22 protein-coding genes and 2 pseudogenes are annotated in these 25,055 nt (G+C 64.7%); 14 read left to right on the top strand and 10 right to left on the bottom strand.

Translation table 11 applies throughout. The features are described from left to right. Window positions 1–51 precede the first annotated feature (51 nt). From C474_RS06945 to C474_RS06965, 5 genes are read left to right on the top strand one after another with little or no spacing between them, the layout of a single operon-like run. Window positions 52–873, top strand: coding sequence for an ethylbenzene dehydrogenase-related protein (locus C474_RS06945; protein WP_008385265.1), 822 nt, complete (start codon window positions 52–54; stop codon window positions 871–873). Between the two features lies 1 nt (window position 874). Continuing rightward, window positions 875–1,642 (top strand): molecular chaperone TorD family protein, encoded by a 768-nt coding sequence (locus C474_RS06950; RefSeq protein ID WP_008385267.1) that lies wholly within the window; start codon window positions 875–877, stop codon window positions 1,640–1,642. Next, window positions 1,639–2,529, top strand: coding sequence for a hypothetical protein (locus C474_RS06955; RefSeq protein WP_008385268.1), 891 nt, complete (start codon window positions 1,639–1,641; stop codon window positions 2,527–2,529). Before C474_RS06950 ends, C474_RS06955 begins: the two co-directional genes overlap by 4 nt. Then, window positions 2,526–3,362 carry a HEAT repeat domain-containing protein gene (locus tag C474_RS06960; RefSeq protein WP_008385270.1) on the top strand — a complete coding sequence of 279 codons (837 nt, stop codon included), beginning with the start codon at window positions 2,526–2,528 and terminating at the stop codon, window positions 3,360–3,362. The genes C474_RS06955 and C474_RS06960 overlap by 4 nt, the downstream gene beginning before the upstream one ends. 9 nt (window positions 3,363–3,371) lie before the next feature. After that, a complete protein-coding gene (locus tag C474_RS06965) occupies window positions 3,372–4,709 on the top strand; it encodes a P-loop NTPase (RefSeq protein WP_008385272.1) in 1,338 nt (445 codons plus the stop codon). A gap of 169 nt (window positions 4,710–4,878) precedes the next feature. Here the strand turns inward: C474_RS06965 and C474_RS06970 are convergent, their stop codons facing one another. Further along, window positions 4,879–7,482 (bottom strand): cation-translocating P-type ATPase, encoded by a 2,604-nt coding sequence (locus C474_RS06970; RefSeq protein WP_008385274.1) that lies wholly within the window; start codon window positions 7,480–7,482, stop codon window positions 4,879–4,881. A gap of 207 nt (window positions 7,483–7,689) precedes the next feature. Here C474_RS06970 and C474_RS22865 point away from each other — a divergent pair. Both C474_RS22865 and C474_RS23505 read left to right on the top strand, forming a co-directional pair. Next, window positions 7,690–7,824: pseudogene (locus C474_RS22865) on the top strand (SDR family NAD(P)-dependent oxidoreductase); the annotation flags it as partial. Then, window positions 7,825–7,956, top strand: a pseudogene (locus C474_RS23505) (SDR family NAD(P)-dependent oxidoreductase); the annotation flags it as partial. It abuts the pseudogene before it with no gap. 38 nt (window positions 7,957–7,994) lie between these two features. Here the strand turns inward: C474_RS23505 and C474_RS23045 are convergent. The 4 genes from C474_RS23045 to C474_RS06990 all read right to left on the bottom strand — a co-directional run bounded on the left by C474_RS23045 (window position 7,995) and on the right by C474_RS06990 (window position 11,531). Then, window positions 7,995–8,831 (bottom strand): SLC13 family permease, encoded by an 837-nt coding sequence (locus tag C474_RS23045; protein ID WP_083861963.1) that lies wholly within the window; start codon window positions 8,829–8,831, stop codon window positions 7,995–7,997. A 343-nt stretch (window positions 8,832–9,174) separates the two neighbouring features. Then, complete coding sequence (locus C474_RS06980) at window positions 9,175–9,651, bottom strand: YeeE/YedE family protein (RefSeq protein WP_008385280.1); 477 nt, start codon at window positions 9,649–9,651, stop codon at window positions 9,175–9,177. Next, a complete protein-coding gene (locus tag C474_RS06985) occupies window positions 9,648–10,235 on the bottom strand; it encodes a YeeE/YedE family protein (protein ID WP_008385283.1) in 588 nt (195 codons plus the stop codon). Before C474_RS06985 ends, C474_RS06980 begins: the two co-directional genes overlap by 4 nt. A 24-nt stretch (window positions 10,236–10,259) precedes the next feature. Next, entirely contained in the window at window positions 10,260–11,531 is a 1,272-nt protein-coding gene (locus C474_RS06990) for an MBL fold metallo-hydrolase (RefSeq protein ID WP_008385285.1), read from the bottom strand. A gap of 229 nt (window positions 11,532–11,760) precedes the next feature. On the opposite strand from C474_RS06990, the gene C474_RS06995 reads away from it, so the two are divergent. The 4 genes from C474_RS06995 (at window position 11,761) to C474_RS07010 (ending at window position 13,922) form a co-directional block, all read left to right on the top strand. Further along, window positions 11,761–12,006: a sulfurtransferase TusA family protein gene (locus C474_RS06995; RefSeq protein ID WP_008385286.1), complete on the top strand. Its 246-nt coding sequence runs from the start codon at window positions 11,761–11,763 to the stop codon at window positions 12,004–12,006. Window positions 12,007–12,008: 2 nt separating this feature from the next. Then, complete coding sequence (locus C474_RS07000) at window positions 12,009–12,617, top strand: DsrE/DsrF/DrsH-like family protein (RefSeq protein ID WP_008385289.1); 609 nt, start codon at window positions 12,009–12,011, stop codon at window positions 12,615–12,617. Window positions 12,618–12,664: 47 nt separating this feature from the next. After that, window positions 12,665–13,051 carry a DUF302 domain-containing protein gene (locus C474_RS07005; RefSeq protein WP_008385291.1) on the top strand — a complete coding sequence of 129 codons (387 nt, stop codon included), beginning with the start codon at window positions 12,665–12,667 and terminating at the stop codon, window positions 13,049–13,051. A 205-nt stretch (window positions 13,052–13,256) separates the two neighbouring features. Then, window positions 13,257–13,922 carry a DUF2270 domain-containing protein gene (locus tag C474_RS07010; RefSeq protein ID WP_239640397.1) on the top strand — a complete coding sequence of 222 codons (666 nt, stop codon included), beginning with the start codon at window positions 13,257–13,259 and terminating at the stop codon, window positions 13,920–13,922. A 340-nt stretch (window positions 13,923–14,262) separates the two neighbouring features. On the opposite strand, the gene C474_RS22550 is transcribed toward C474_RS07010, so the two are convergent. Then, the gene (locus C474_RS22550; protein ID WP_008385295.1) at window positions 14,263–14,430 is read right to left on the bottom strand and encodes a hypothetical protein; all 168 of its coding nucleotides are present in this window, start codon (window positions 14,428–14,430) and stop codon (window positions 14,263–14,265) included. A gap of 554 nt (window positions 14,431–14,984) precedes the next feature. On the opposite strand from C474_RS22550, the gene C474_RS07015 reads away from it, so the two are divergent. The 3 genes from C474_RS07015 (at window position 14,985) to C474_RS07025 (ending at window position 18,010) form a co-directional block, all read left to right on the top strand. Next, a complete protein-coding gene (locus tag C474_RS07015) occupies window positions 14,985–15,644 on the top strand; it encodes a helix-turn-helix domain-containing protein (protein WP_008385297.1) in 660 nt (219 codons plus the stop codon). A gap of 602 nt (window positions 15,645–16,246) precedes the next feature. Beyond that, window positions 16,247–17,620 carry an aminomethyltransferase family protein gene (locus tag C474_RS07020; RefSeq protein WP_049916790.1) on the top strand — a complete coding sequence of 458 codons (1,374 nt, stop codon included), beginning with the start codon at window positions 16,247–16,249 and terminating at the stop codon, window positions 17,618–17,620. A gap of 180 nt (window positions 17,621–17,800) precedes the next feature. Further along, window positions 17,801–18,010: a hypothetical protein gene (locus C474_RS07025; protein ID WP_008385302.1), complete on the top strand. Its 210-nt coding sequence runs from the start codon at window positions 17,801–17,803 to the stop codon at window positions 18,008–18,010. An 84-nt stretch (window positions 18,011–18,094) separates the two neighbouring features. Here C474_RS07025 and glyA read toward each other — a convergent pair whose 3' ends face one another. The 4 genes from glyA to folP all read right to left on the bottom strand — a co-directional run bounded on the left by glyA (window position 18,095) and on the right by folP (window position 24,745). Next, window positions 18,095–19,339: a serine hydroxymethyltransferase gene (gene glyA, locus C474_RS07030; protein WP_008385304.1), complete on the bottom strand. Its 1,245-nt coding sequence runs from the start codon at window positions 19,337–19,339 to the stop codon at window positions 18,095–18,097. A gap of 149 nt (window positions 19,340–19,488) precedes the next feature. Further along, entirely contained in the window at window positions 19,489–20,355 is an 867-nt protein-coding gene (locus tag C474_RS07035) for a methylenetetrahydrofolate reductase (protein ID WP_008385306.1), read from the bottom strand. Window positions 20,356–20,509: 154 nt separating this feature from the next. Beyond that, window positions 20,510–21,727, bottom strand: a complete 1,218-nt coding sequence (locus tag C474_RS07040) for a hypothetical protein (protein WP_008385308.1) — start codon at window positions 21,725–21,727, stop codon at window positions 20,510–20,512. Window positions 21,728–22,342: 615 nt separating this feature from the next. Continuing rightward, the gene (folP, locus tag C474_RS07045) at window positions 22,343–24,745 is read right to left on the bottom strand and encodes a dihydropteroate synthase (RefSeq protein WP_008385310.1); all 2,403 of its coding nucleotides are present in this window, start codon (window positions 24,743–24,745) and stop codon (window positions 22,343–22,345) included. Window positions 24,746–25,055 lie beyond the last annotated feature (310 nt).

Consider the following 25,055-nt stretch of genomic DNA (forward strand, 5'->3'; position numbering starts at 1 on the left):
AGTGCGAGCGAAGTCGAGTTCGCCGGCGCCTGCGCCGGAGGTGTTCGGCTGATGCGTGACCGAAAGGGGTGGACCGTCGCCGCGTGGGCCGCCGTCGCCGCCTGTTTCGTCCTCGCGGCGGCCGTCGTCGGCCCCGCGACGGTGTCGGCGCGACCGGCGAACCAGATTCCCGTCGAATCGGTGTCTGTCGCGGACGACCCGCAGCGACCGACCGGCGAGGCGTGGGACACGGCGCCGCCCGTCGAAGTGCCGCTGACGAGCGCGCCGAGCGGGCTCCCGAACGCGAGCGACACGTCCGTCGAGACGGTCCGCGTGCAGTCGGTGCGGACCGACGAGCGGTTTTTCCTCCGCCTCTCGTGGGCGGACGACACGGCCGACCGCAACGCGTCCGGCCCCCGCGAGTTCGCCGACGCGGCGGCGGTCCAAGTGCCGGTGAACACCAGCGCCCGACCGCCCATCTCGATGGGCAGCACCCGCAACCCGGTGAACGTCTGGTACTGGCACGCCGGCGGGGAGTCGGAGGAACTCCTCGCGGGCGGGCCCGGCACGACCACCGCCTTCGAGTCCGCGTCGGTCGAGACGTCGACGGCGTACGACGACGGTCGGTGGACGGTCGTCCTCTCGCGGAACGTCTCGACCGCCGCAGCCAACCGAACGACGCTCGCCGTCGACCGCGACGTCGACGTGGCGTTCGCCGTCTGGAACGGCGCGAACGCGGAGCGCTCGGGTCGGAAGGCGGTCAGCGAGTGGCACCACTTCGCGCTCGGACCCGGCCCGCGGGGACCGCCGTACGAGTCCATCCTGTGGACCATCGCCGGCCTCGCCATCGTCGGGACGACGCTGGTCACGATACAGGCGGTGCGGAGGAACTGAGATGAACGAGATGAACGCGAACGCAGACGACGACGCGACGGTCGAACCGAACGACGAGACGACTCCGAACTCCGAGACGACTCCGCGCGCCGACGACGCCCTCGACGCGGGACGGGTGGACCGGGAGGCGGCCGCTCGGGGCGGCCTCTACGCGCTCTCGGCGACGCTGTTGGACGAACCCGACGAGTCGCTGTACGCCAGGCTCGCGGCCGGCGACGTCCACGAGACGTGCCGCGAACTGGTCGACGCCTGCGGTCTGGCGGTCGAGCCCCCGGACCTGACCGTCGACGAGGACCGCGAGACGCTGTGCGCGCGGTTCAACGACCTGTTCACCGTCGGGTACGCCGAGTACGCCGACCGGACAGACGGGTCGCTCGATACCGAGGGACCGCCGGTGTCGCTGTACGGGTCGGCGTACCGGCCGGACGCGTCGTGGAACGACGTGAACCTCGACTTGGCGCGGGCGTACGAGTACTTCGGGCTGACGGTCGACCAGTCGGCCCGCGACAACCACGATTTCCTCCCCTACCAGTTGGAGTTCACGGGCTACCTCGCGCGGCGCGAGGCGGACGCCTCCCCGGACGCCGGCCGGGCGAGGCTCGACTTCCACGACCGACACCTCCGCGTCGTCGCCGACGGGTTCGCGGAGCGGATGGCCGGGGAGAGAGGAACGGGGCCGTACGGCGAACTCGCCGACTTTCTCGCGCGGTTCGTCGCCGCCGACCAGTCGGCCCTCGCCGAGCGGTTCGAGGGGGGTGACGGCCCGTGAGCGGTCGGCGCGTCGCGGAGACGCTCGACGACGGATCGAGCGCGGTGCGCGCTTTCCTCTCGGGAGGTTCGTCGCGTCCCGTCCGCCCCCTCGCGGGAGCGCTCGCGCTCGTTCCCCTCGTCGGGACGGTGCTGTACCGCGTCGTCCACAACGCGCCCGGGTCGCCGCCAGCGTCCCTCGGGAACCTCGCCGCGCTCGCGCTGCCGTTCGCGGCCGCGGGACCGGCGCTGGCGGCGCTGCTCCTCGCCTCGACGGCGGAGAAACCGGCGGCGCGGGTCGGTCTCGCCTTCGCCGGCGGGTTCGGACTCCTCGCGCTCGCCGCATCGAGCGCGTGGTACCCGGCGGCGGTCGGCGTCGCTTTCGGCGGGGCGCTCCTCGCCGGGTCCGTCGGCGTTCGGGCACGGCGGAGCGGCGTCGCGGGGCTTCGGTATCCGGTCGTCGCCACCCTGCTCGTCGTCGGTATCACCGCGTCGTTGGCGGCCGTCGCGGGCGTCACATCCGCGACGCTCCGTCCCCTCGGGTCCGACGCGGCGCTCGTCGGCGTGGGACTCGCGCCGGTACTCCTCGGAACGGACCGGACGAGCCTCCTCGCGGGCGTCGTCGCCGCCGTCTGCACGTTCTCCGTCGCGACCGGCCTCCCCTACGTCGCCGGGGCGACGCTGCTCGTCGGCGGCGGTGTCGTCGGCGCGCCGATATCGCTCGTCGTCCTCGCCGTCGGCGGCGGCGTCGCCGCCGTCGTCTCCGCGCTCCGCCGGGGGCGGCTCGACGGCGCGTGCGGGGCCGGACTACTGCTCGCCGCCGGCGTCCCGGCGACGGTCCCGCGTGCGCTCGGCGTAGTCGTCGCCCTCGCACTGCTGCTCGACGCTTCGGGGGGTGAGGCGTCGTGAGGGACGAAGAGGAGGCGACCGACGGGCCGCCGGACCCCCAGCTACACCCGGAGAACAGCCCGGGTTTTGGCGACGACCCGGCGGGGCTCGAAGACATCGAGGTGGACCGCGACGTGACCATCGGCGAGGCGTCGCTGGACGAGTTAGGCGCGAGCGACACCGAGCCGGTCGAGTCCGACGCCGTCGCCGACCTCCTGGCGGCACTCGGGGACGAGAGCGTCGTGGAGCGACGCCGCGCCGCGCTGGCGCTCGCCGAGCGCGAACGCTCGGACGCCGTCGTCGACGGACTGCGCCGGGCCGCGACGGCCGACTCCGACGCCGAAGTCCGGCAGTTCGCCGTCGAATCGCTCGCCAAACACGGCGGTTCGGTCGCCGCGGAGACGGCGCGCGGGCGGGCCGAGAGCGACCCGAACCCGTGGGTGCGGGCCGAGGCCGTCGTCGCGTTGGACCGCCTCGACCGACGCGCCCACGAGGACCGACTCGCGGCCGCGCTGACCGACGACCACCACGCCGTTCGCCGGAACGCCATCATCTCGCTGTTCAAACTCCGCGGCGAGGACTCTCTGCCGCACCTGTTGGAACTGACCGACGACCCGAGCGAACGGGTCCGCGAGTGGGCGGCCCACCTCCTCGGCGGCGTCGACGACGACCGCGCCCGGAATCGACTGGACCGACTCGCCGAGGAGGACGAGAGCGACATCGTCCGCGAGACGGCCGGCCGCGCCGAATCGGTCGACCCGGGGAGCTTCCGCCGCCAGTTCAGCGGCGCACTGGACGAGACCGACCGCACCCTCCCCGGCGAGGACGACCTGAACCGGACGCCGGACCTCTGAGCATCCACCATGACCGACGAGACACCGCGAACGACCGACCGCGACGCACCGGAATCGAGAGACGAACCGCGAGACGAGCGACGAACGGACACACGGCGGGCTGCCGACGGACTCGAAGACCGAGTCGAGGCCGCACTGCGCGCCGTCAGAGACCCGGAGGCGAACGTCAACGTGTTCGAGGCCGGGTTGATCGAGTCCCTCGACGTGAACGGAGACGAGGTGACCGTCGGAGCGGCCGTGGCGGAGTTCGACCCGCAGAGCGCACAGGAGGTGATGCGGGCGATACTGCGGGCGGTCCGGGACGTTCCCGGCGTCGAGAACGCCCACGTCGAACCGATGGCCCCGTCGTCCGCCGACGGGACCGCGGGCGTGCACGGGTTTGACACCGTCATCGCCGTCGCCAGCGCGAAGGGCGGCGTCGGGAAGTCGACCGTCGCGACCGGACTCGCCTGCGCGCTCGCGGCCGACCGCGCGACGGGCCTGTTCGACGCCGATATCCACGGTCCGAACGTTCCGACGATGCTCGACGTCGACGGGCCGGTCCATTCCGCCGACGACGGGAGTCCGCTTCCGGTCGTCGCCCCGGGGGGCGACGCCAACCTCGACGTGATGAGCGTCGGACTGATGGAGACCGGCGCGCCCCTCGCGTGGCGCGGCGCGATGGCGCACGACGCGTTGACCGAACTGTACGAGGACACCGCCTGGCGCGCCGACGACACGCTCGTCCTCGACCTGCCGCCGGGGACCGGCGACGCGGTTCTCACCACGTTGCAGGAGGTGCCGGTCGACGGCGTCGTCGTCGTCACGACGCCGTTCCCCGCGAGCCTCGAAGACACGGCGCGGAGCGTCGAACTGTTCCGCGACAACGACGTGCCGGTGCTCGGCGCCGTCGTCAACATGGGTTCGTTCGACTGCCCCTCCTGCGGCGACGAACACGAACTGTTCCCCGACGGATCGCCGGCGGAGACGCTGTCGGCCCCGCTGTTGGCCGAACTCCCCTTCTCGACCGAGTACCAGCGGACGCCGGTTCCGGGGGACTCGCGCGGTCCGATGGGCGAACTCACCGACGCCGTCGCGGATGCGGCGGAGGCGCCGTGGGACCCGGAGATTCCGCCGTCGACGCTCGACATCCGGGGCGACCCGCCCGAACGACGGCGGGAACGCGTCGCTGAACGGTTCGCGTCGCTCGACGGCGGCGCCGAGTTCTCGCTCGTCAGCGACCGCGACCCCTCCCCGGTCCGCGAGTTCCTCGCCGACCTCGCCGACGGGGATTCCGCAGCGTTCGACGATTTCTCGGTCGAACGTCGCACCCCCCGAGACTGGGTGCTCTCGGTGACGGTGCCGTGAGCGCGGCGGCGTCCACGGCGGGCGTACTCGAGACCGGGCGTTCTCCCACCTTTCGACGTTGAGACGGGACACGGTATCAGCGGTGCCCCCTCGATTGCACCACGGCGCTCACAGTCGCCTCACTCCGGACGTCTCCGTCTCGGTCGCCGGGGTTCGCAACTTCTAACGTTCACCGCCGGGTGGAGCGCCTGGCGAGCCATCCCACGAGTACGAGAACGGGGGCGCCGATGACGAGTACGACCGCCAGGAGTCCCCAGTCGGTGATGCCGAGCGGAACGGTCCCGAAATACTCGTTTAGCGGCGCGTAGAGGACGGCGAGTTGAAGTATCAGCGACGTTGCCACGGCGGCGGTGAGCCAGGTGTTCGTCAGTATAGAGGCTCCCTTCGTCCATCGGATGACGTACAGTTTGACGAACTCGAATACGACGAGTCCGGTAAACACCATCGTCATGGCGTACGGGGTGACCGTCGGCGAACCGTCGAGCGTGTAGAACATCAATCCGAGTAGTAGGATCGTCGCGGTCAGTCCAGTTCCCCCGACGAGACTCAACATCTCGGCGTCGACGATTCCGCTCGCCTGCTCTCTGGGTCGCCGTTCCATCACGTCGCCACCCGGGTCGGTCCCGAGAGCCAACGCGGGCAAGCCGTCGGTGAGTAGATTGATCCACAGCAACTGGACCGCCGGGAGGATGAGGTATCCGAACAGCGAAGCGACGAAGACGATGGCCACCTCCGCGACGTTGGCGCTGAGCAGATAGGCGACGAACTTCCAGATGTTGTCGAAGATGATGCGCCCCCGTTTGATCGCGGCGCGGATCGAGGCATAGTTGTCGTTCAGGAGGACGATATCACTCGCTTGCTTGGCGACGTCAGTACCGCGAACGCCCATCGCGATGCCGACGTCGGCGTTCTTCAGCGCCGGCGCGTCGTTGACGCCGTCGCCGGTCATCGCCACCGTAGAGCCGTTCGCTTGGAGCGCTTCGAGGATCCGGACTTTGTGGGCGGGTTCGGCCCGCGCAAACACGTTGATATCCGTGACACGTTCGCGGAGCGTCCGCTCGTCGAGTTCCTCGATCTCCTGACCCGTCACCACGGTCGACCCGATGCCGACTTGAGAGGCTATCGCTCTCGCCGTGATCGCGTTGTCACCGGTGATCATCTTCACGTCGATTCCCGCCCGGTGCGTCTCTGCGATAGCGTCGAAGACCTCCCGGCGCGGCGGGTCGAGCAGCCCCTGAAGTCCGACGAACACCAGATTCTCTTCGGGTCCGCTCTCGTCGCTCCGATTTTTGTACGCGAACCCGAGCACTCGAAGCGCATCCCCCGCGAACGATTCGGTCTGTGCTTCGATGCGCGTTCGCCGCTCTGCATCCAGTTCGACCGGGCCGTCCGGTCCGAGGACGCGCGTCGAGCGTTCGAGGATGACGCTCGGAGCCCCTTTCACGTAGACGACGTCGTCGTGAACCGTCGCCATGCGTTTGCGCTCGGCGGAGAACGAGATCTCATCTCGCCTTGGGCGAACCGCGCGACGACGCTCGGCGTCGACCCCGCGGTCGGCCGCGGCCGTGACGAGCGCTCTCTCGGTCGGGTCGCCGTCTTCGGCGGTTGCGTCGTTGCAGACGACACCGATGTCGAACAACAGGTCACGGCGGTCCTCAACCCCCTCTGTAGCGCTGGATATCTCCGCCCCGTCTTTGTCGGTTGTACCGTCGACCGTTCTCGTCTCCTCGACCGGTATTTCTTCGTCGTACACCCACGCGGTCCGGACGCGCATCTTTCCCTCCGTCAACGTCCCGGTCTTGTCCGTACAGATGACGTCGACCGCGCCGAGAGCTTCGACTGCCGGTAGCGTACGAACGAGAACGTTCTCCTTGGCCATGCGTCGGACGCCCAGCGCTAGCGTCAGTGTGACGACGGCCGGAAGTCCCTCGGGAACGGCCGCTACTGCCAGTGAGACGGCGGTCAATCCTGCTTGGATGAGTCCCTGCCCCCTGAGGAGGAGGAAGACGACGACGAGAGCCGAGAGCGCCACGACGCCGATTCCGAGGCGTCGGCCGAGCCGATCTAGGTCACGCTGGAGCGGGGTGCGCGAGTCTTCCGCATCGATTAGCGCCGTCGCGATTTCACCGACTTCGGTCTCCATGCCGGTCTCAACGATGACGGCGACGGCGCGCCCGCGGGTAACGCTCGTCCCCTTGTATATCATGTTCGCGCGTTCGGCGAGCGGCGTCCCCGCGTCTACCCGGCCCGTCGTTTTCTCGACGGGGACGCTCTCGCCCGTCAGCGCAGCCTCGTCGACTTCGAGACTGTTCGCCTCGACGAGTCGGGCGTCGGCGGGGACTACGTCTCCTTGCTCCAAGAGGACGATATCGCCGGGGACGAGCGCTGTGGAGTCGACATCTCGTTCCGTCCCGTTCCGGCGGACCGTGACTTCCGGCGTCGACATCTCGCGGAGCGCTTCGAGGCTCTGCTCCGCCCTGTACTCCTGAACGAATCCGAACACTCCGTTCAGAAGCAGAATAATCCCGATGAGGACGGCGTCGACTACGTGTCCGATGGCGAAGGAGAGGGCGGCTGCGACGAGTAACACCCAGATGAGCACACTGGAGAACTGCGCGAGGAGAATCCGCAGCGGTCCCCGGCCCTGATCACCGGTAATCTCGTTGAGTCCCACCGCGTCGCGGCGTTCGTCAGCGGTCGGTGCGCTCAATCCTTCCGGCCCCGTGTCCAACTCGTCGTAGACCTCGTCGAGAGAGGGGGTGTACCAGTTCATTCTCGACCAACGTACTGGACGCGCGGCTGCTCTGAGCGCAGGGGAACGAAGACCGGCCTACCGACCGATGAGTCGTCGGAATGCACGTATCCGAACTACAACCGGGAGACATACAGTCGTTGCCCCGCGACGACCGGCCGGCGGCGAGTATCTCGTGCAGGTCGAGGGGTTCCACAGAGAGGCTCTCGCGACGCGACCGGTCCCGGAGTACCTGCGTACTCGACGGCGAAAGCCGGTGTCGTGAACTTCACCCGCGAACTCGTCGTCGACGACGCTAGTGAGGTCGTCCGTATCGACAGCCCCTGTCCGGGATTCGTCGAGACGCCCATGACGGATGACTAGCTGGATCAAGAGCAGTTCTACGAGTTCGTCCGCGGGGAGCCGATGAGTCGAGCGACGCAACCCGGTGAGGTCAGCGGAGTCGCGATGGTCCTCGCTTCGGACGAAGCCTCCTACATCGGGGGCGCGAACGTTCCCGTCGACGGCGAATGGACGCTCACTAACCGACGATGTCAGAGTACGAGCGGCCAGACGAACAGGAACGCTCCGAGCACCATGACGGTCGATATCAGGACCATGAGGAGGTCGAGCGGGACACCGGCTCGAAGCATGTGCTCCCGGCGGACGTTTTCGGTCCCGAACGCGATGGCGTTCGGCGGTGTCGCGACCGGGAGCGCGAACCCGAAGGACGCGGCGACTGCGCCCGTGACCGCGAGAAACACCGACGCCGCCTCCGGCGTCGAACCGAGCACGTCGGCGTAGCGAGGCCCGATGGTGATGAGAACGGGCGCGAAGATTGCGACGACGGCCGTGTTCGAGGCCAGTTCGCTCAAGAGGACAGTGACTGCAACGACAGCGAGCACGACGATGAGGATGGACTCACCGACCAGTGCGCCGAAGGTCGTATCGGCGAGCCACCGGGTTGCGTCGGTCACGGCCAGTCCGTCCGCGAGAGCGAGTCCACCGCCGAGGAGGATGAGCGTACCCCAGTCGATATTCATCACGTCGTTCCACTCTAGGCACTCGCTCGCGAGCAGTACGGGGACCGCCGCGAGGCCGACGAGGGCGTAAAACAAGACGCCCTGGTGGGGAGCGCCGACGATGCTCCCCGCGCCGCCGAACAGCGTATCGAACCACACCGATGGAAGTACGCCTTCGAAGAGAAAGTCGAGTCCGCCGAGAATCCAGAGTCCTGCGGTGACCACGGTGACGACGACGGTTCGTCGCCCGGCAGCGTCGATGGGACCCATCTCTTCGAGCGTGTGTGCAGCGTGACGCCGTGCACGCGTCGCGTCGACCGGTTCCGGTGGGAATAGTATAATCCGTCGGCCCGAAACCTCGATTACGATCGCCGACGGCCGAAGATTCGTTCGGTCAGATCGGGAGGACCGACTTCTGACTACTCTCGAGCGCGCGTATGTCGCAGTACAGAGTGATTTCCACCCCGAAGACGAGCCCTCTCCTCGCTATCGCTTCCGTCGTGCCGCTAGCGGTTTCCAATCCGTACATCTCCCATCCCCCTAATCGTTTGTAGAGGTAGTCCGTCTACCGAGCAATACTCTTCGCCGCGACCTGCCGAGCGAGTGTTTTGAAACATGGTACTCAGTCGGTGGAGGGTGCGGCCGCAGCGTCGGTCTCTTCGGCGCGCGAGGAGCGGACGAACCCCTGTGCGTACGCGCCGAGGAACATCCNTCAGTCGGTGGAGGGTGCGGCCGCAGCGTCGGTCTCTTCGGCGCGCGAGGAGCGGACGAACCCCTGTGCGTACGCGCCGAGGAACATCCCGAGAATCGCCCACAGGATGGTAACGTTGCCGAGGCCGACGCTCGCGTAGGCGGCCCCGGGACAGATGCCCGAGAGCCCCCACCCGACGCCGAAGATCGCTCCGCCGATGGGGACGTTCTTGTCGAACGTCTTCAGCCGGCGAGTGTACCCACGACCGGTCAGTGGCGCCCGGTCGAGGAAGTTCGTCGCGCCGAAGATGGTCACCCCGGAGACGACGGCGGCCCCGCCCATCACGAACAGCAGGCCGAAGTCCTCGAACTGCAGGAAGTCGAGGACGATTTCGGGTTTCGCCATCCCGCTGAGTCCGAGGCCGAACCCGAACACGAGTCCGCCCAGGAGGATCACGAGGGTGAACGGGAGTCCGCGCCCGTCGGTGTCGGCGCTCATGGCAACACCCCCAGCGCAGCGACGATCTGCGCCGTGCCGATGGCGAACGCCATGAACGTCGCGACGTTCACCAGCGACGTCTCCGAGAGCGACCCGACCCCGCAGACGCCGTGCCCGGAGGTACAGCCCTTCCCGACGCGCGTCCCGACGCCGACGAGGAAGCCCCCGCCGAGCAGTCGCCACCACTGCACGTCGGTCGTCCAGCCGAACTCGCCGAACGCGAGCGCGTAGACGGCGGCTCCACCGACGATGCCCAGCGTGAACACGACGCGCCAGTCGCGCGAGGCGAGGTACTTCGCCCGGTTGAACCGGGGCACATCCGAGACGTACGACAGCGTCGATTCGAGGAACGTGCTCGCGCCCGCGATGATGCCCGTTCCGAGGTANGCCCGGTTGAACCGGGGCACATCCGAGACGTACGACAGCGTCGATTCGAGGAACGTGCTCGCGCCCGCGATGATGCCCGTTCCGAGGTAGATTACGGCGACGCCGAGGCCGATGAGCAGTCCACCGGCAGCGTACTGAGCGACGCCCCGCGGGAACAGATCGGCGAATGCGACCAGCGGGAGTGTAGTTATGTCCATTAGTTTAGTTCGATAGTTCCGTTCTCAGTCACTCGTCATCGCGTCGCTGCTGGCGGCGCAGTTGTTCGGTCCCAGTTCGAGTTCGAACGCCTCCTCGTCGTCGGTGTCCTGCCGACCGAGGTTCGTCGCGATGATCTCCTCGTAGTTCGAGGGGCGCGGCGGCATGTCCGAGAGGATGAACTCGACGAACCCCTCGCGCTCCATCGACAGCGCGTCCATGCGTTCCGTCAGGTCGCCGAGTCGCGCAGCGTAGGTGCCGTCTTCGCGCGGCGTCGNGAACCCCTCGCGCTCCATCGACAGCGCGTCCATGCGTTCCGTCAGGTCGCCGAGTCGCGCAGCGTAGGTGCCGTCTTCGCGCGGCGTCGCCGCATCACTGAAGTGCGCCGGCGCGACCAATACGTCCTCGTCCAGCGGGGTGAGCTTCGACTGGAGGGTGTCGTACAGTTCGCCCGCCGCCGCACGGGCCTCCTCGTCGTCGGCACCTTCGAGGTCGGGCCGGGCGACGCTCTCGGTGAACAGTCCGTCGCCGGTCAGGAGCACGGCGTCGTCGACGAGGTAGGAGGTCATCCCGGAGGTGTGTCCGGGCGTGTGGAGCACGTCGATATCGACCGCACCGACCGAGAGCGTATCGCCGTCGGCGACCGTCTCGTAGTCGGTGTCGTACTCGACGCCGCGCTCGACCGCCGATTCGGGGAGGACGACCCGTGCGCCCGTCTCGGCTGCGAGTTCGCGGACGCCGCTGACGTGGTCGGCGTGGACGTGCGTGTCGATCGCGTACTCGATGTCCGCGCCCATCATCCGCGCGTCCTGCACGTAATCGTTGACGAACGCCCGAAGCGGATCAACCACAACGGCTTCGCCGTCACTGACGACCATGTACGCCAGACAACCGCTGGAGGGGCGCTGGTACTGCGCGATCACCGCTTCGGTATCGGCGTCGAGTTCGCGGTACTCGTAGACCCGCGCCCAGCCCTTCATACCGCCTTCGAGGTTCACGGCGTTCACTCCCGCCTCCAACAGTTGGTCGGCGACGTACTCGCTGGAGCCGCCCTTCGCACAGACGACGATGGTCGGATCGCCCTCCGGGATGCGTTCGAGCTGCTCGTCGACACCGTCGAGGAGTTCGAAGTAGGGGACGTTGACGACATCGACGCTGTCGCCGTCAATACCCCACTCCTCGAACTCGCTTTCGGCGCGTACGTCGAGGATGCTGACGCGCTCGCCGTCGTCGATGCGCCGTTTGACCTCTTCGGGTGCGATCGAGTCCACTTCCGCGTTCGATTCTGAATCGTCCATCTGTACCTCTCGCTACCGTATCCTGCCATATAAGAGTGTGTATAGTATTTCTAAGGTTGTGCAATACCGATAGGCCGTAAACGTACCCCATGGCGCGTATAATGAATATAAGATGGGGATCGTCCGGGACCCAGTATCGGTAGTGTGGACTTGTCCCAATAACCGACACACTTTTTAGTACCACGGCGGTATTGGATAATACGCCCAATACAGAACGGGCAAACCAACAATGAGTACGGAATACACTGTTACCGAGACGCTCGACGTGCAAGGCGAATCCTGTCCGATGCCGGTCGTGAAGACGAAGGGGGCCACTGACGACCTGAGCGAGGGCGAGGTGCTAGCGGTGCTCGCCACCGACTCCGGAAGTATGAGCGACATCGCCGGGTGGGCGGAGACGACCGACGGCGTCGAACTCCTCGAGCAGGAAGAGGACGGAGACGTGTTCAAACACTACGTGCGCAAGACGGAGTGAACATGAGTACGAATACATCGGACACCTCGGATACTCGGGAAGCCGTCGAAGCGACCGACGTATCCGAAAACCCATCCGCGTCGGAACTGGCCGCGGAGGTCGAGGCGCTACGCGAAGAGCTCGCGGACTTGAAAGCTGACGTCGACGACGACGGGACCTCTATGGTCATCGTGTCGACGAAGGGAACGCTGGACATGGCGTACCCGCCGCTCATCCTCGCCTCGACGGCCGCCGCCTTCGGCTGGGACGTCACCGTGTTCCACACGTTTTGGGGGTTGGACATCCTCCACGAGGAGAAGTCGAAGAACCTCAAACTCTCGGCGGTCGGTAACCCGAGCATGCCGATGCCGAACGCCGTCGCGTCGCTGCCCGGGATGGACTCGATGGCGACGAAGATGATGAACAAGAAGATCGCCGACAACGGGACGGCGACCATCGAGGAACTCATCGAGGTGTCGCTCGACCAGGGCGTCGACCTGCAGGCCTGTCAGATGACCATCGACCTGATGGACTACGACGAGGAGGACTTCTACGACGGCGTCACGACCGGCGTCGGCGCCGCGACGGCGCTCCAGCGCATGGCTGACGCCGACGTGCAACTCCTCGTCTGAGCACCGTTCATCGAACACACGCGAGATCAACACCTACACTCCAACCCATGAGTTACACGACGCAGAAACAGATAGACGGACAGTTCGACGACGTCGTCGAACGGACGATCAGCGCACTCGAAGACGAAGGCTTCGGCGTCCTCTGTGACGTCGACGTGCAAGCGACGTTCGCGGAGAAACTGGACGAGGAGTTCCGTCAGTACCGGATCCTCGGTGCGTGCAACCCGCAACTGGCCTTTCAGGGACTCGAAGAAGAGATCGAACTCGGGGCGCTGCTCCCGTGCAACGTCGTCGTCTACGAAGGAGACGACGGGACGGTCGTGGTGAGTGCGGTCGACCCCGGTCAACTCGTCGGAATAGCCGGCAATTCCGACCTCGATTCGATCGCGGAGGACGTCTCGGAGCGGTTCGAGCGCGTGCTCGACTCGCTATGAGTGAGACGACGAACAGGTCGGTCACGACGAACGGAGAACTGGACGCCGCTACGCCACACCTAATGGGAACCCACCCATTGATTTCGTAATTCACGATATGAGCGATTCCACCTCGAACACGGCCGAAGAGGAACACTCCGGCCCCGCGAGAGACGGGTACGACTGCGACGAGTCGTTCGACGCAGTGAGCGAGGAGGCCCGAACGATGGGTCGGGGGTTCTTCGAGGAGTCGAGCGCACCCGGGTCAGCGATGGCACACCTCTATCGGGGAGAGATTCACCGAATGACGCTGTGGCGCGAGCGTCTCGACCGCACCTCCAACTGGGCGGTGACGCTCATCGCGGCCATCCTCACCTACGCGTTCTCCAGCGCGAACCGCCCGCACTACGTCATCCTCGTCGGCGTCGTGATGGTGGCGGTGTTCCTCGTCATCGAAGCCCGTCGATACCGGGGCTACGACATGTGGCGCTCTCGGGTTCGAATACTCCAGCGGAACGTGTTCGCGTACTCGCTGGACCCCTCGCAGGGTATCGAAGACCCGGACTGGCGGCCCCGCCTCTCGCGTGACTACCGCGAACCCCGCGTGAAGATATCCTACGAGGAGGCCATCGCGCACCGGCTCCGCCGGGTGTATCTCCCACTGTTCACCGTGCTCCTCGGCGCGTGGCTCTTCCGCGTCCTCGTCACGGCCGACGCCGGGAGCACGTGGCCCGTAAGCGCGTCGGTCGGTGCGGTGTCCGGAACGGTCGCCACCGGCCTCGTCGGCGTGTTCTACGCGGTGCTCGTCGGGATCACGTTCCGTCCACGCGTCTGGCAGGCCACTGGCGAACTTCGGCGGAACGACATCGGTGCGTGGGACGATATCGAGTGAGAGACTCAGTCCTTTCGCGGCACAGTCCGCGACACTGAGCGTCGAGAAGTGGTTGAACGGCGGGTCTCTCCGTCTCGCGTCGCTCGCACGTAGTCCAGATAGATTGACCGCAACATCCGTTACTGATTTGCTGCAAACTGAAAACATCTCATCGAGCTACGGTCACAGAGCACTGCCGAGGTAGCCGATAGACGGCCCGTCGTTCCGCTCCAAGAAACGGTGGCGTCCGAAGCGGAAACATCGTAGGCATCGATGCCAACGATCTCAACTGCTGGAATCGAAACGAGTCGGGCTAACGGGCCATATACGTCAAATCAGCCGAAGCGGTTCCGAATGCTGCCTACTTGTTGTACGTATCGGGGAGCCGCACCACTCCGTGGAAGTTGAATACGTCGCCGACGACGTCACCGATCCGATCGAAGCTGGGCGAAACTGCAGTCGCAGGCAGATAGAAATTCGTGTTCTCCTTCTCGCTAGCGTCCGCGTCGAACTTGGTCAGTTCACTCATTGCAACTACTGCTTACGGCTGTTTCTCCTTAGCCGCTAGCGCGTACAGTTACGGGCTATTTAGTATGCAAGAATTCGTATAATTGTTACTGATGGACCAATGGGCCAACGGCCGCTTTGGCCAGCAGACCTGGGGTGGGACCCCCCGGTGCGGTGGTCGATACGGTTCCGGTTAGTTCGTTCGTGAACAACCCCGTATCGAGGGTCCGTGATCCACGTCCGTCATACGAGTTAGCACACCACCATGGCATATATCGATTGATGCGTCATATGCCACCCCTTTATCTCAGTCTCCGTTCGTTTCTCTGTCGCCTCGTGGTGCCCCTCCACCAGGATGATACTCAATTGACTGGCCGTTCCGGAGTCACGAAACGACCATCCGACGACAACATACCCCCTAATAGAAAAATTTAAGATACCAGTATATATACACATTAGTACTCACAGAAATATGTATAGAAAGACACGCAGATGCCGAGAAACTGGAGGTAGCGTGGCTGTGAAAGAGACTCACAAGCGCAGGGTCTACCGCCGAGAGGCGAGGGCGTCACACCAATGTCAATAACAGCCAAAATCCACATCAAGCACGACCGACTCGCGCTCGTTCCGACGCTACGTTCCCTCGACAACATAAAAATCAGAGTCATCTCCCAAGGAACGACCAACCCCGGGACGACCGTCTTTCCCTTTTTGGTCGAATGCGACGACCGAGAGTCACTCGAGAGGGCACTGGACGACGACCCGACGGTCGCGAGCTACAAACTCGTTGACTGGGAAGATGGAAGCGGCATCTACTACATCGAGCACGCCAGCGGAACGAAACTGATCAGCGCCGTCGTAACGGACGTCAACGGCTTCTTGGCCCACACGGAGACGAAGGGCAATGGCTGGCTGGTCCGGCTCCTCCTCCCCGATAAAGAGGCGCTCAACTCGGTGTGGCAGTACGCCCGCGAGAACGATATTTCGCTCGAGATAATAGAGATCTACGGAAACGAGAGTGCGGACGGCGAAAGTTCGTACGGACTCACCCCCGAACAGCGGACCGCTCTCCAAACCGCCTACGAGAAGGGGCACTTTCAGGAACCGCGGGACATCTCGCTGACCGAAGTCGCAGAGGAGATGGGGCTGTCGTCGACGGCGATGAGCGGTCGACTCCGACGCGGGATGCGGAACCTCATCGCCGCGACGATCGCCGATCCGAAAGACGAAGATTGATCCGCCCGCGCCTGAAGAGGTCCCCGGAACGCAGGGCGTTCTGGTGGGCGGACGAGACGCGACCTGGGACTGTAGAACGGGTTGACGGATTCATTCTGACGCTCGAGGACCAAGTATTCTCCTTGCTCTTCGTAAACGACTAGCTCAGAGGGGAGCGAGAACCACCAACTGATTGGACTCGATCCGCGCCGCTTTCCTCGACTCTACGCACGATACGCCGGAAACAGGACAACAGCGCATCGACGGCTGAGACGAGCGACCGTTCCTTCGTCGCGTACCGAACTCTGATTGCTGCGACCTGAGAACGACGGTGGCCGCAGGCTCTCGCGGTGTTGTAATCTATCCGTCACCTTCTGCCCCTACGAACGAAGGACGCGCGAGGGGCATCTCCGCGTCACTCCTCGACCGTCCGCGCGGTCGGTGACTCCCGAGGTTCCCATCAGGCGATCTACGATGGGAGGGGGCCGACTCCACCGGTATCTCTCGACGCCACGCCCGGTCAACATGATCGTTGAGTGATGTGGGTTTCCCGGAGGGAACATAAAGGATAGACGTGTTCAACACCGTCTTTTATCTAGGTTTACCCTGTTGGATTGAATGCTATGACAGAGGATACCGACCACCCCAACCATCCGGGTGTCGACCAGTCAGACCGCGTACTGCCACGGAACCTTCGCCAGAGCGGCGATCCGGGTATTCAGATGCTCGTCTCGACTCGAGTGCGGAAATCCCCGTTCTTCGATAAGTCGTTCAACGAGGAGGGCGCCTGGCGCTGTACCGTGTACAACCGAACGTACCACCCGCGCGGCCTCGTCGAGCCCGAAGATGGCGGTGCGATGGCCGAGTACGAAGCACTAACCGAGAAGGTCACCCTGTGGGACGTTGCCGTCGAGCGTCAGATTCGCGTGAAGGGGCCGGACGCCGAAGCGCTCACCGATTACGTCATCACGCGTGACGCCACCGAAATTGACACGATGAAGGGCAAGTACGTCATCCTCTGCAACGAGGACGGCGGCGTCCTCAACGACCCGATCCTTCTCCGTGTCGAGGACGACGAGTTCTGGTTCTCGATTTCGGACTCCACGCTCATGCAGTGGCTGCAGGGCGTCAACGTCGGGAAGGACTTCGACGTCGAGATCGACGAGATCGACGTCGCCCCGATGCAGATTCAGGGCCCACTCTCCGAGGACGTGATGATCGACGTCGTCGGCGAGGAAGTCAGCGAGATTCCCTACTACGGTCTGATGGAAGCCGAAATCAACGGCGCCGAGGTGCTGGTGAGTCAGACCGGGTTCTCGGGCGAGAAAGGCTTCGAGATATACGTCAAGGACGCGATGGAGAACGCCGAACGCGTCTGGGACCCGGTGCTCGACACCGTCAAAGAGCACGGTGGGATGCAGATCGCCCCGGGTCACCACCGCCGCATCGCGGCCGGGATCCTCTCGTGGGGTCAGGACATGGACCACGAGACCTCGCCGTTCCAAGTGAACCTGGGTTACCAAGTTCCCGACGACAAGGAGGGTGACTACATCGGCAAGGAGGCGCTCGAGCGCCAGAAAGAACAGATCGAGAGCGGCGAGTACCCGTTCAACCTCAAGATGGTCGGCCTCAAGATGGCCGGCGAGCCGATCCGCGACTACGCACCGGACTTCTGGATCGTCTCCGACCCCGACACGGACGAGGAGTGCGGCTACATGACGTCGCCGTGGTGGAACCCCGAACTCGAGACGAACATCGGACTCGGGTTCGTCCCCGCGGAGAAACTCCAGAACGAGACCGGAGCGGAACTCAACGACGAAATCTACGAGGAGGACCTCGACATCGAGTTCGAGGTGCACCTCCCCGAGGAGTACGCCGAAGACGGAGAAGACTCCGTCTACGCCACGGTCGCCGAGGTTCCGTTCAAGGAGTCCGTCAACCCGAGCGCCCGCGAGCAGGCGAAGCTCAGCGCGAAGCAGAAAGCCAGCGACGACTGATCGACTGAGTCGAACCGTCGATTCCGGCCGTCCATTTTCTTCTTTTTTGAGACCGTGAGCCGCGGGACTCGTCGCACTCGGTGCGTCTATCGTCAGGTCCCGATCGGCGGGAAACGGCATCGGAAACAGGGCGTCGCTCTCGCTCGGCATACGTTTGTCGAGCGTGGCCACTCGGCAGATATGGGAGACGGCTTCGCAATCGTCGACCCCGACGAGGTGACCACGGTCCGCACGTACGAGAGTCAGGAGGAGGTGCTCGTGGCGATGACCGCCGACGAAATTGAGAGCGAGAGCGACCCGCACGCCGTCCCGGCGGGCGGCGTCGTCCGGGTCGGCGACGACGTCGTCAGGAACCGCTGTAACCGCACCGGCGAGTGGACGCAGGTCTGACTCGCGTTCGGCGCACGCCGGTGGGTTCCGTCGAGGACTTCGGCGCCTCCGCTGTCGCCGACCTCGCGATCGATGCTGCGGCGCTCAGTCGTACAGCGGGTGCCGCGCCGCGAGGTCGTCGACGCGGTCGCTCACGTCGGCGACGGTGTCCTCCGTCGGTGACTCGACGATCTCGGAGACGATGTCGGCCACCTCTCGGCAGGCGTCCTCGTCGAACCCGCGGGTCGTCAGGGCCGGCGTCCCCGCCCGGATTCCCGACGGGTTGAACGCCGACCGCGTCTCTCCGGGGACGGTGTTCGCGTTCAAGACGATCCCTGCCTCCTCCAGCGCGGACTCGACTTCCTTCCCCGTCGTGTCGGGATGCGACGGTCGGAGGTCCGCGAGGACGAGGTGATTGTCGGTGCCGCCGGAGACCAGACTGAGCCCGCGTTCCTGCAGTCGTTCGCCGAACGCCTTCGCGTTGTCGACGGTCTGTTGAGCGTACCGTTCGAACGCCGGATCCAACGCCTCGCCGAATCCGACGGCCTTGCCGGCGACGTTGTGCATTGCCGGTCCCCCCTGGGTGCCGGGGAAGACGGTCTTGTCGACGGCGTCGGCGTGCTCCTCGGAGGTCATGATGATCCCGCCGCGGCCGGAACGAATGGTCTTGTGCGTCGACCCCGTCACGAAGTCGGCGACGCCCACCGGGGACTCGTGCACGCCGGCGGCGACGAGCCCGGTGATGTGCGCGATGTCCGCGAGGTGGTACGCCCCGACGGCTTCGGCGGCCGCCTGGACCCGCTCGAAGTCGACTTCGCGGGGGTACGCCGAGTACCCCGAGACGATTACGTCCGGGTCGAACGACTCGGCGGTCTCTCGAAGCCCCTCGTAGTCGACGTATCCCGTCTCGGGGTCGACCTCGTACTGCTCGACTTCGTACACCTGACCGGCGAAGTTCGCGGGATGGCCGTGGCTCAGATGGCCGCCGTGCGTCAGGTCGAGCGAGAGAATCTTGTCGCCCGGGTCCAGCACGGCCAAGTAGACGGCCATGTTCGCCTGCGACCCGGAGTGAGGTTGGACGTTCACGTGCTCGGCGCCCCACAACTCCTTCGCGCGGTCGATCGCCAACTGCTCGATGCCGTCGGCGACCTCGCAACCGCCGTAGTAGCGCTCACCCGGATACCCCTCGGCGTAGTTGTTAGTTAGCTCGGAGCTCTGCGCTTTCATCACGGCTTCCGAGACGTGGTTCTCGCTGGCGATCATCGCCAGCGTGTCGTTCTGTCTGGCTCGTTCCTGTTCGAGCAGTTCGGCGGCGGTCGAATCCGTCTCGCGGACGGTGTCGTACGACATGCGTAGGTCTCGGAACCGGGTCCTAATAGTCTGCCCGCCGACATGACGTGACGGACAGTCGACCGGTCGTGTTTGAACCGCGCGAACGAAGAGGAAACACAGTCGTCGACGGTGGCCTGTCACTCCGCGGTTCGAGGGCGCGAGGAGCGCTACCGTTCGAGGCGTTCGAGCCGCCAGGACTCGAGGTCCGCCGTCTGATTGAACGCGTAGATGTGGACGCCGCGGATGTTGTACGCCTCGTTGGGAACGTAGGGTGCGAGACCATCGATCAGCTTGTCCGGCTTGTACGTTCCCCGGGAGCCGATGAGCTGGCGGATGAACCCGAAAATTCCGGTCGTCTTCTTCAGGAACTGGATCGAGTCACCGACGCCGACCTTCTGTGATATCTCGAGCAATCGCTTGTATTTCATCACGCCCGGGATGCCGACCGCGACCGGGAGGTCGACCCCGCGGTCGCGTACCTCCGAGATCCACTCGAGCACCGTCTCGGGGTCGTAGCAGAGCTGCGTGACGATGTAGGTCGCGTAGGGTTCCTTGCGCGCCATCGACTCCCAGAGCGTCTCGTCGTCCAAGAAGGCGTGGCCCTCGGGGTACCCCGTGATACCGACCTCCTCGAACTCGTACTCGGTCCGGTCGAGCGCCGTGAGGAGGTCGTACGCCGACTCGAACTCGCCGGCCGGTTCCTCGCGGTCGCCGCCGGGAACGAAGATGTCCGTAACGCCCGCCTCGGTGAGCCGGCGGGCGATCTCCTCCAGATGCTCCTGGTCCTCCACGTAACGGGCGGCGACGTGCGGAACGGCCTCGTACCCCCGTTCGACCGCCATCTCGGTTTTCTCGACGGTGCGGTCGATGCCGAGTTGGGGGGACGTGGTGATGGCGATCGTCGCTCCCTCCGGAAGATGGGTTATCTCCTCGTCGAAGCTCTCGAACGGCATGAGTTCGAAGCGGGTGTTCCCGAGGAGGGTCTCAACGTTGTCTATGTCGTCGATCGTTTTCGACTCGGATTGCAAAGACATTGCTTGTGCCAAGGATTCGTATGGAATTACTTCCCTTTGAGGGTGACTCACAGCACCCATTTAAGTTACACCGACAACGCCGAGCGAGTGAGCGTGCGAGTTCGGGGCGTCGGGGCACAAACCGCAGTCGGTCTCGACCGAGGCCAAGGCCGGCCTACGCGCTCCCCGTGCTCCGGCGGATTCGCTCGGCGACGTCGTCGTGCGATAGCTCCTGTTTTCCCCCCGGGAGCCGTCTGGGGACGAAGTCGAGCAGGTTCAGTTGCCGCAGGAGCTCCCGCGCGTCCTCCTGTTCGAGGTCGAGTCGCCGTGCAAACCCGTACAGGGTCACCGAGGTGACGACCGCGTCGACTACGTCCGGGATCTGAACTCTGTTCGGCAGTCCGATACCGTCGGTGACGAGTTTCTCTGCGCCGACCGTATCGGGGGACGGTTCGGGAGACGGCTCGGGCGTCGGTTCGGACGGAGAATCGTCCTCCGATTCTCGTCGTTCGTCGGGGTCCGTCTCTGACGAGTCGGCGTCCGCGCCGTGCGCTGTGGACGAATCAGTGTCGGGCTTCCGGCCGCTTGGCTCGCCGGCATCGGGTTTTTCGAGCCGAGGCTCCTCGCTCTCCGGCTCCCGGGTCTGGGGGGCCGTGTCGTAGGAGGTCGGGGTGTGAACACCGGCCTCGATCATGTAGCGCCTGACAGTCTCAGAGGAGACGTCCATCTCGATTAGCCGGGTCATCTCCGTGAACGTCTCACAGCGCTCGTAGAGCTGCTCTAGGTAGTCGATATCCTCGTACGGCGGGACCGACTCGTCCCGAACCGCCGCGAGCCCCTCGGTCACGGACGACGACGGCGTCGGTTCCCCACCGGCGCACCCGGCCGTCTCAGGTCGGTCTCCGTCCGTCTCGTCGCCACCGTCGAACGCCTCGACGCCGTTCTCGGTCGGCTTCTCGTCACCATCCGAACCCTCCCCCGCCGCTAACAGAGCCTCGTCCGTGTCGGCGTCGTCCGCCGTGGTCACCTCCGAAGCATCGCTCGGCGCTCCGATAACGACCTCTACGGTGAGCACGAGTTCGCCGTCGTCGGTGCTCGACGCCCCCCGAACTTCGGCGTTGACGGACGCTTCGGACCGCTCCATGACGTCGATGAGGTGCGATGCGGAGAACGAAACCTCGACGCCACCCTCGTCGTTGACCGACGCTGACTCGGCGACGAGCGTCGGTTCGCGTCCAGTGTCCGAGCCGGGAACTGCAGCCGAAACGGTGATCATCGCCCGAACCGCCTGGTTATCGTCCGTCGTCACCTCGACCGCTCGTACTGACCCTCCTTCCGACTCGTACTGCTCGACAATTTGAGAGAGGAGGTCGAAGCAGGTTCCGAGTGACATGCGTTGCTAGGTCGTAACACACTATCAAGCATAATCGTACGTGGGGAATAGCTCACCCTTTTAATAGCTCGTCTAAGGAGAGAATCTCGCCGCGTATCGCGGGAGCGAATCCGACACTACTCGTGGACCCACTGACGCCCCTCAGGCAGTTCCATACTAATTCGCTCGCTTCGGTCAGCGTTGCTTCCATCGGAGATTAGCGACAGGTCGGGAGGACCGAGGCTCACCCGGGTCTACATCCGGAGAAGACGAGTTCAGACACGGCACGAAGAACGACAGGATTCGCCTCTCGAAAGGTCGAAACCCGAGAGAACACTGGTCGAACATCGTCACTGCGAAATCAAAACTCGACCAGACGTAGATGGAGAGAACGTCCGCCGAGTCCGAGCCATCGATGACGAAACCACCGGCATCGACCTCGTCATCTCGAACCGCGCCGTTATCTCCCGCCTCGCGGACCACGAGTTGTATCCGAGGAGCGCGCTGAGACCGCAGAACGGAACTTCGTCACGGAGATTACGGAGTACAACCTCCCCTCGATACACCTTCCGGTCGAGGAAGCGCGTCATCCGAGTCTCCCCTTCGGAACCCTCGCCCGTGAGAGTGTAGAGGACGTCAACGGTCCACGCCGTTGACCTCGCGTTGTGTTCGGACCGCAGCGGCGTTCTCCGCGACGTCGTGAGCGCGAACGATGTCCGCTCCTCGCTCGGCCGCTATCGTCGTGGTCGCTATCGTCGGTGGGAGCCGCTCGGTGGAACTGCAGTCGACGCGCTCGAACATGGACTTTCGCGAATGGCCGACCAGAACGGGGCACCCGAGAGCGCGTAGCTCCCCCAACCGATCGATCAGCTCGAAACATTCTGCGGCGGATTTCCCGAAGCCTAACCCGGGGTCGACGATGATCTGATCGCGACTAAGTCCCGCCTTTTCGGCGAGCAACACTCGTTCGTTGAGCTCTCGGGTGACGTCTTCGACGACATCGTCGTACGCTACGGTCTGGTTCGGATTCACGGGGGCGTCGACGCTGTGCGTGATGATGATCGGCGCGTCGTGATCGGCGGCGACGAACCGCATGCCCGGATCCGCCAGCCCGGAGACGTCGTTGATCATGTCCGCACCCGCATCTAAGGCAGCGTCTGCGACGGCGGCCCGCCTCGTATCGACGGAGATTGGCACCTCCACGTCCGAAATACGCTCGATGACCGGGACGACGCGTTCGATTTCCTCTTCGACGGTGATTGGCTCGGCCCCGGGTCGAGTGCTCTCGCCGCCAACATCGACGATGTCTGCACCCGAAGAAACCATATCGTGGACTCGCCGAACAGCGTCTTCGACGCCGGTGTACCGACCGCCGTCGTAGAAACTGTCCGGAGTCGCGTTCAGAATGCCCATGACTGCCGTATCGGCGTCCCACGGGCGTCCGTCCGCCCCTTCTCCACCGTCGATGACTTCTCTCAACCGGTCCGACGTATGTGAAAGCCCCAGATCGCCGCTACGCACCTCGTCGGCCAGACGCTCGTACTGGGCGGTGGTTCCGGACAGGACGGTGGGGACGTGTCTGCCGGGAGAATCGGTCTTCGGGAGGACGCACGTTCCACCGATCCGTTTCATCAGCCGCTGTAGATACTCCGCTTGTTCGTCATACAGCCAGGTCTTGAACGTGTGCGTAGTGATGTCTCCGGTGAACTCCTCGGAGAGAGACGCCCCTGTGAGAACGGAGCGTGCAGCGTCGAGCGTCTCCACCCGCTTCGGGATCTGAAGCCGCGTCCAGCGATTGCGCGCTTCGGCGACGACGTACAGCGAACCCGTGATTAACACGCAATCGTCCTCGTCCGCCGCGTCGAGTGCCCGCTCGACAGCCGTCTGAACTGTTCGGTCCCGTGCGGTTTCGGCCGAACGCGACGCGAACGCGTCCGAGAGTGCGTCGAAGGAGGCGGCCCGACTTACGTCCGGCCGACAGAAGCGAATCACGTCCGCTTCGGGAAGTGCTTCTGCCATCTCTGCGTGGTCTTTTTCCTTCATAGCTCCGAAGACGAGGTGCGCCTCGTCGAACTCGTATCGGTCGAGGAGATCCGCGACGGTTCGACACGCGGCCGGGTTGTGGGCACCATCGAGGACCACGAGCGGGTCAGTAGACATTATCTCGAACCGACCCGGCCAGTGAGTGCTGCGAAGACCGCGCTCGATAACCGGAGTACCGACGTCCGATACCCGCCGGGCGAGAGTCGCCGCGACTCCGGCATTCGTCGCTTGGTGCTTGCCGAGCAACGGAAGGTTCGCGGTGACGTCCCAGTCTGAGCCGGCGATGGAGACGGACGATTCGATCCGCGAGGACATCTCCCCCTCTCGAGCGACGACATCAGCGTCCGTCTCGCCCACTGTGACAACCTCCGTTTCCGATCGGATCGCTTCGAGCGCTTCACCGTCCGCACTAGTCACGAGTGGTTTCCCATCCGGTGCGACCTGTGCCTTGTCTCGAGCGATTTCCTGAACGGTCTCACCGAGGATGTCGGTGTGCTCCAGACTCACGCTCGTGACCGCACTCGCCACCGGGTCTACCACGCTCGTCGCATCGTACCGACCTCCGATACCCACCTCTAGAACCGCCACGTCGACATCTTCGTTTCCGAAGTACTGGAGTGCGAGTACGGTGAGCACCTCGAAGTACGTGGGACAGTCGCCTTCGTCGCGTAGACGAGAGATAGCCGGTTTGATCTCCTCGACGAACGACTCGACGCGGTCTTTCGGTACTTTCCGCCCGTTGATCCGAACGCGTTCGCGGACGTCGTTCAGGTCTGGCGAGGTGTAGAGTCCGACGTCCAGACCCGCCTCTCGAAGTATGCGTTCGAGCATCACCGCCGTGCTTCCTTTTCCGTTCGACCCCGCTATCTGGACGTGGTCGACCCGTTCGTGAGGATCATCGAGAGCAGACAGCATTCTGGCGGTTGTCTCCGTTCCGAGTTTCGGACTGGAGCAGTCCAGATTTTCTAGATAGTCGACCGCCTCGTGGTACTCCATACCAAATAGGGATGCTGTCCCTGTATTAATTTGTTGCCACCCTGTTAGCTGGATGAAAGCATACCGGAAGACGCCGCGACGAAACCGTTCACTCGACGCCCAATCGCCTCTAACTCACTCCACAATGACGCGATGTACTTCGTATCTCACCATCCTGTCTACGGATAGTCTCGCCGGCACGAGGTCGCTTTCCGCTTCCTTAGCATACGACGCCAGAGTTTGGGATTTCCGTCAGGGCGGTCGATTCGACGACGAACCTGCGACCGCCGCCGAATACGTGCGGAGTGCGTGAATCGGTTCGGGGCACGTC

This window comes from Halogeometricum pallidum JCM 14848 (genome assembly GCF_000337095.1).
GTDB lineage: Archaea > Halobacteriota > Halobacteria > Halobacteriales > Haloferacaceae > Halogeometricum > Halogeometricum pallidum.

What these genes read in the sequence shown, in the direction of transcription:
- C474_RS06945 (WP_008385265.1), top strand. Translation starts at nt 52, where the DNA reads ATGCGTGACCGAAAGGGGTGGACCGTCGCCGCGTGGGCCGCCGTCGCC.
- C474_RS06950 (WP_008385267.1), top strand. Translation starts at nt 875, where the DNA reads ATGAACGAGATGAACGCGAACGCAGACGACGACGCGACGGTCGAACCG.
- C474_RS06965 (WP_008385272.1), top strand. Translation starts at nt 3,372, where the DNA reads ATGACCGACGAGACACCGCGAACGACCGACCGCGACGCACCGGAATCG.
- C474_RS06970 (WP_008385274.1), bottom strand. Translation starts at nt 7,482, where the DNA reads ATGAACTGGTACACCCCCTCTCTCGACGAGGTCTACGACGAGTTGGAC.
- C474_RS06980 (WP_008385280.1), bottom strand. Translation starts at nt 9,651, where the DNA reads ATGAGCGCCGACACCGACGGGCGCGGACTCCCGTTCACCCTCGTGATC.
- C474_RS06995 (WP_008385286.1), top strand. Translation starts at nt 11,761, where the DNA reads ATGAGTACGGAATACACTGTTACCGAGACGCTCGACGTGCAAGGCGAA.
- C474_RS07000 (WP_008385289.1), top strand. Translation starts at nt 12,009, where the DNA reads ATGAGTACGAATACATCGGACACCTCGGATACTCGGGAAGCCGTCGAA.
- C474_RS07005 (WP_008385291.1), top strand. Translation starts at nt 12,665, where the DNA reads ATGAGTTACACGACGCAGAAACAGATAGACGGACAGTTCGACGACGTC.
- C474_RS07010 (WP_239640397.1), top strand. Translation starts at nt 13,257, where the DNA reads ATGGGTCGGGGGTTCTTCGAGGAGTCGAGCGCACCCGGGTCAGCGATG.
- C474_RS22550 (WP_008385295.1), bottom strand. Translation starts at nt 14,430, where the DNA reads ATGAGTGAACTGACCAAGTTCGACGCGGACGCTAGCGAGAAGGAGAAC.
- C474_RS07015 (WP_008385297.1), top strand. Translation starts at nt 14,985, where the DNA reads ATGTCAATAACAGCCAAAATCCACATCAAGCACGACCGACTCGCGCTC.
- C474_RS07020 (WP_049916790.1), top strand. Translation starts at nt 16,247, where the DNA reads ATGACAGAGGATACCGACCACCCCAACCATCCGGGTGTCGACCAGTCA.
- C474_RS07025 (WP_008385302.1), top strand. Translation starts at nt 17,801, where the DNA reads ATGGGAGACGGCTTCGCAATCGTCGACCCCGACGAGGTGACCACGGTC.
- glyA (WP_008385304.1), bottom strand. Translation starts at nt 19,339, where the DNA reads ATGTCGTACGACACCGTCCGCGAGACGGATTCGACCGCCGCCGAACTG.
- C474_RS07035 (WP_008385306.1), bottom strand. Translation starts at nt 20,355, where the DNA reads ATGTCTTTGCAATCCGAGTCGAAAACGATCGACGACATAGACAACGTT.
- C474_RS07040 (WP_008385308.1), bottom strand. Translation starts at nt 21,727, where the DNA reads ATGTCACTCGGAACCTGCTTCGACCTCCTCTCTCAAATTGTCGAGCAG.
- folP (WP_008385310.1), bottom strand. Translation starts at nt 24,745, where the DNA reads ATGGAGTACCACGAGGCGGTCGACTATCTAGAAAATCTGGACTGCTCC.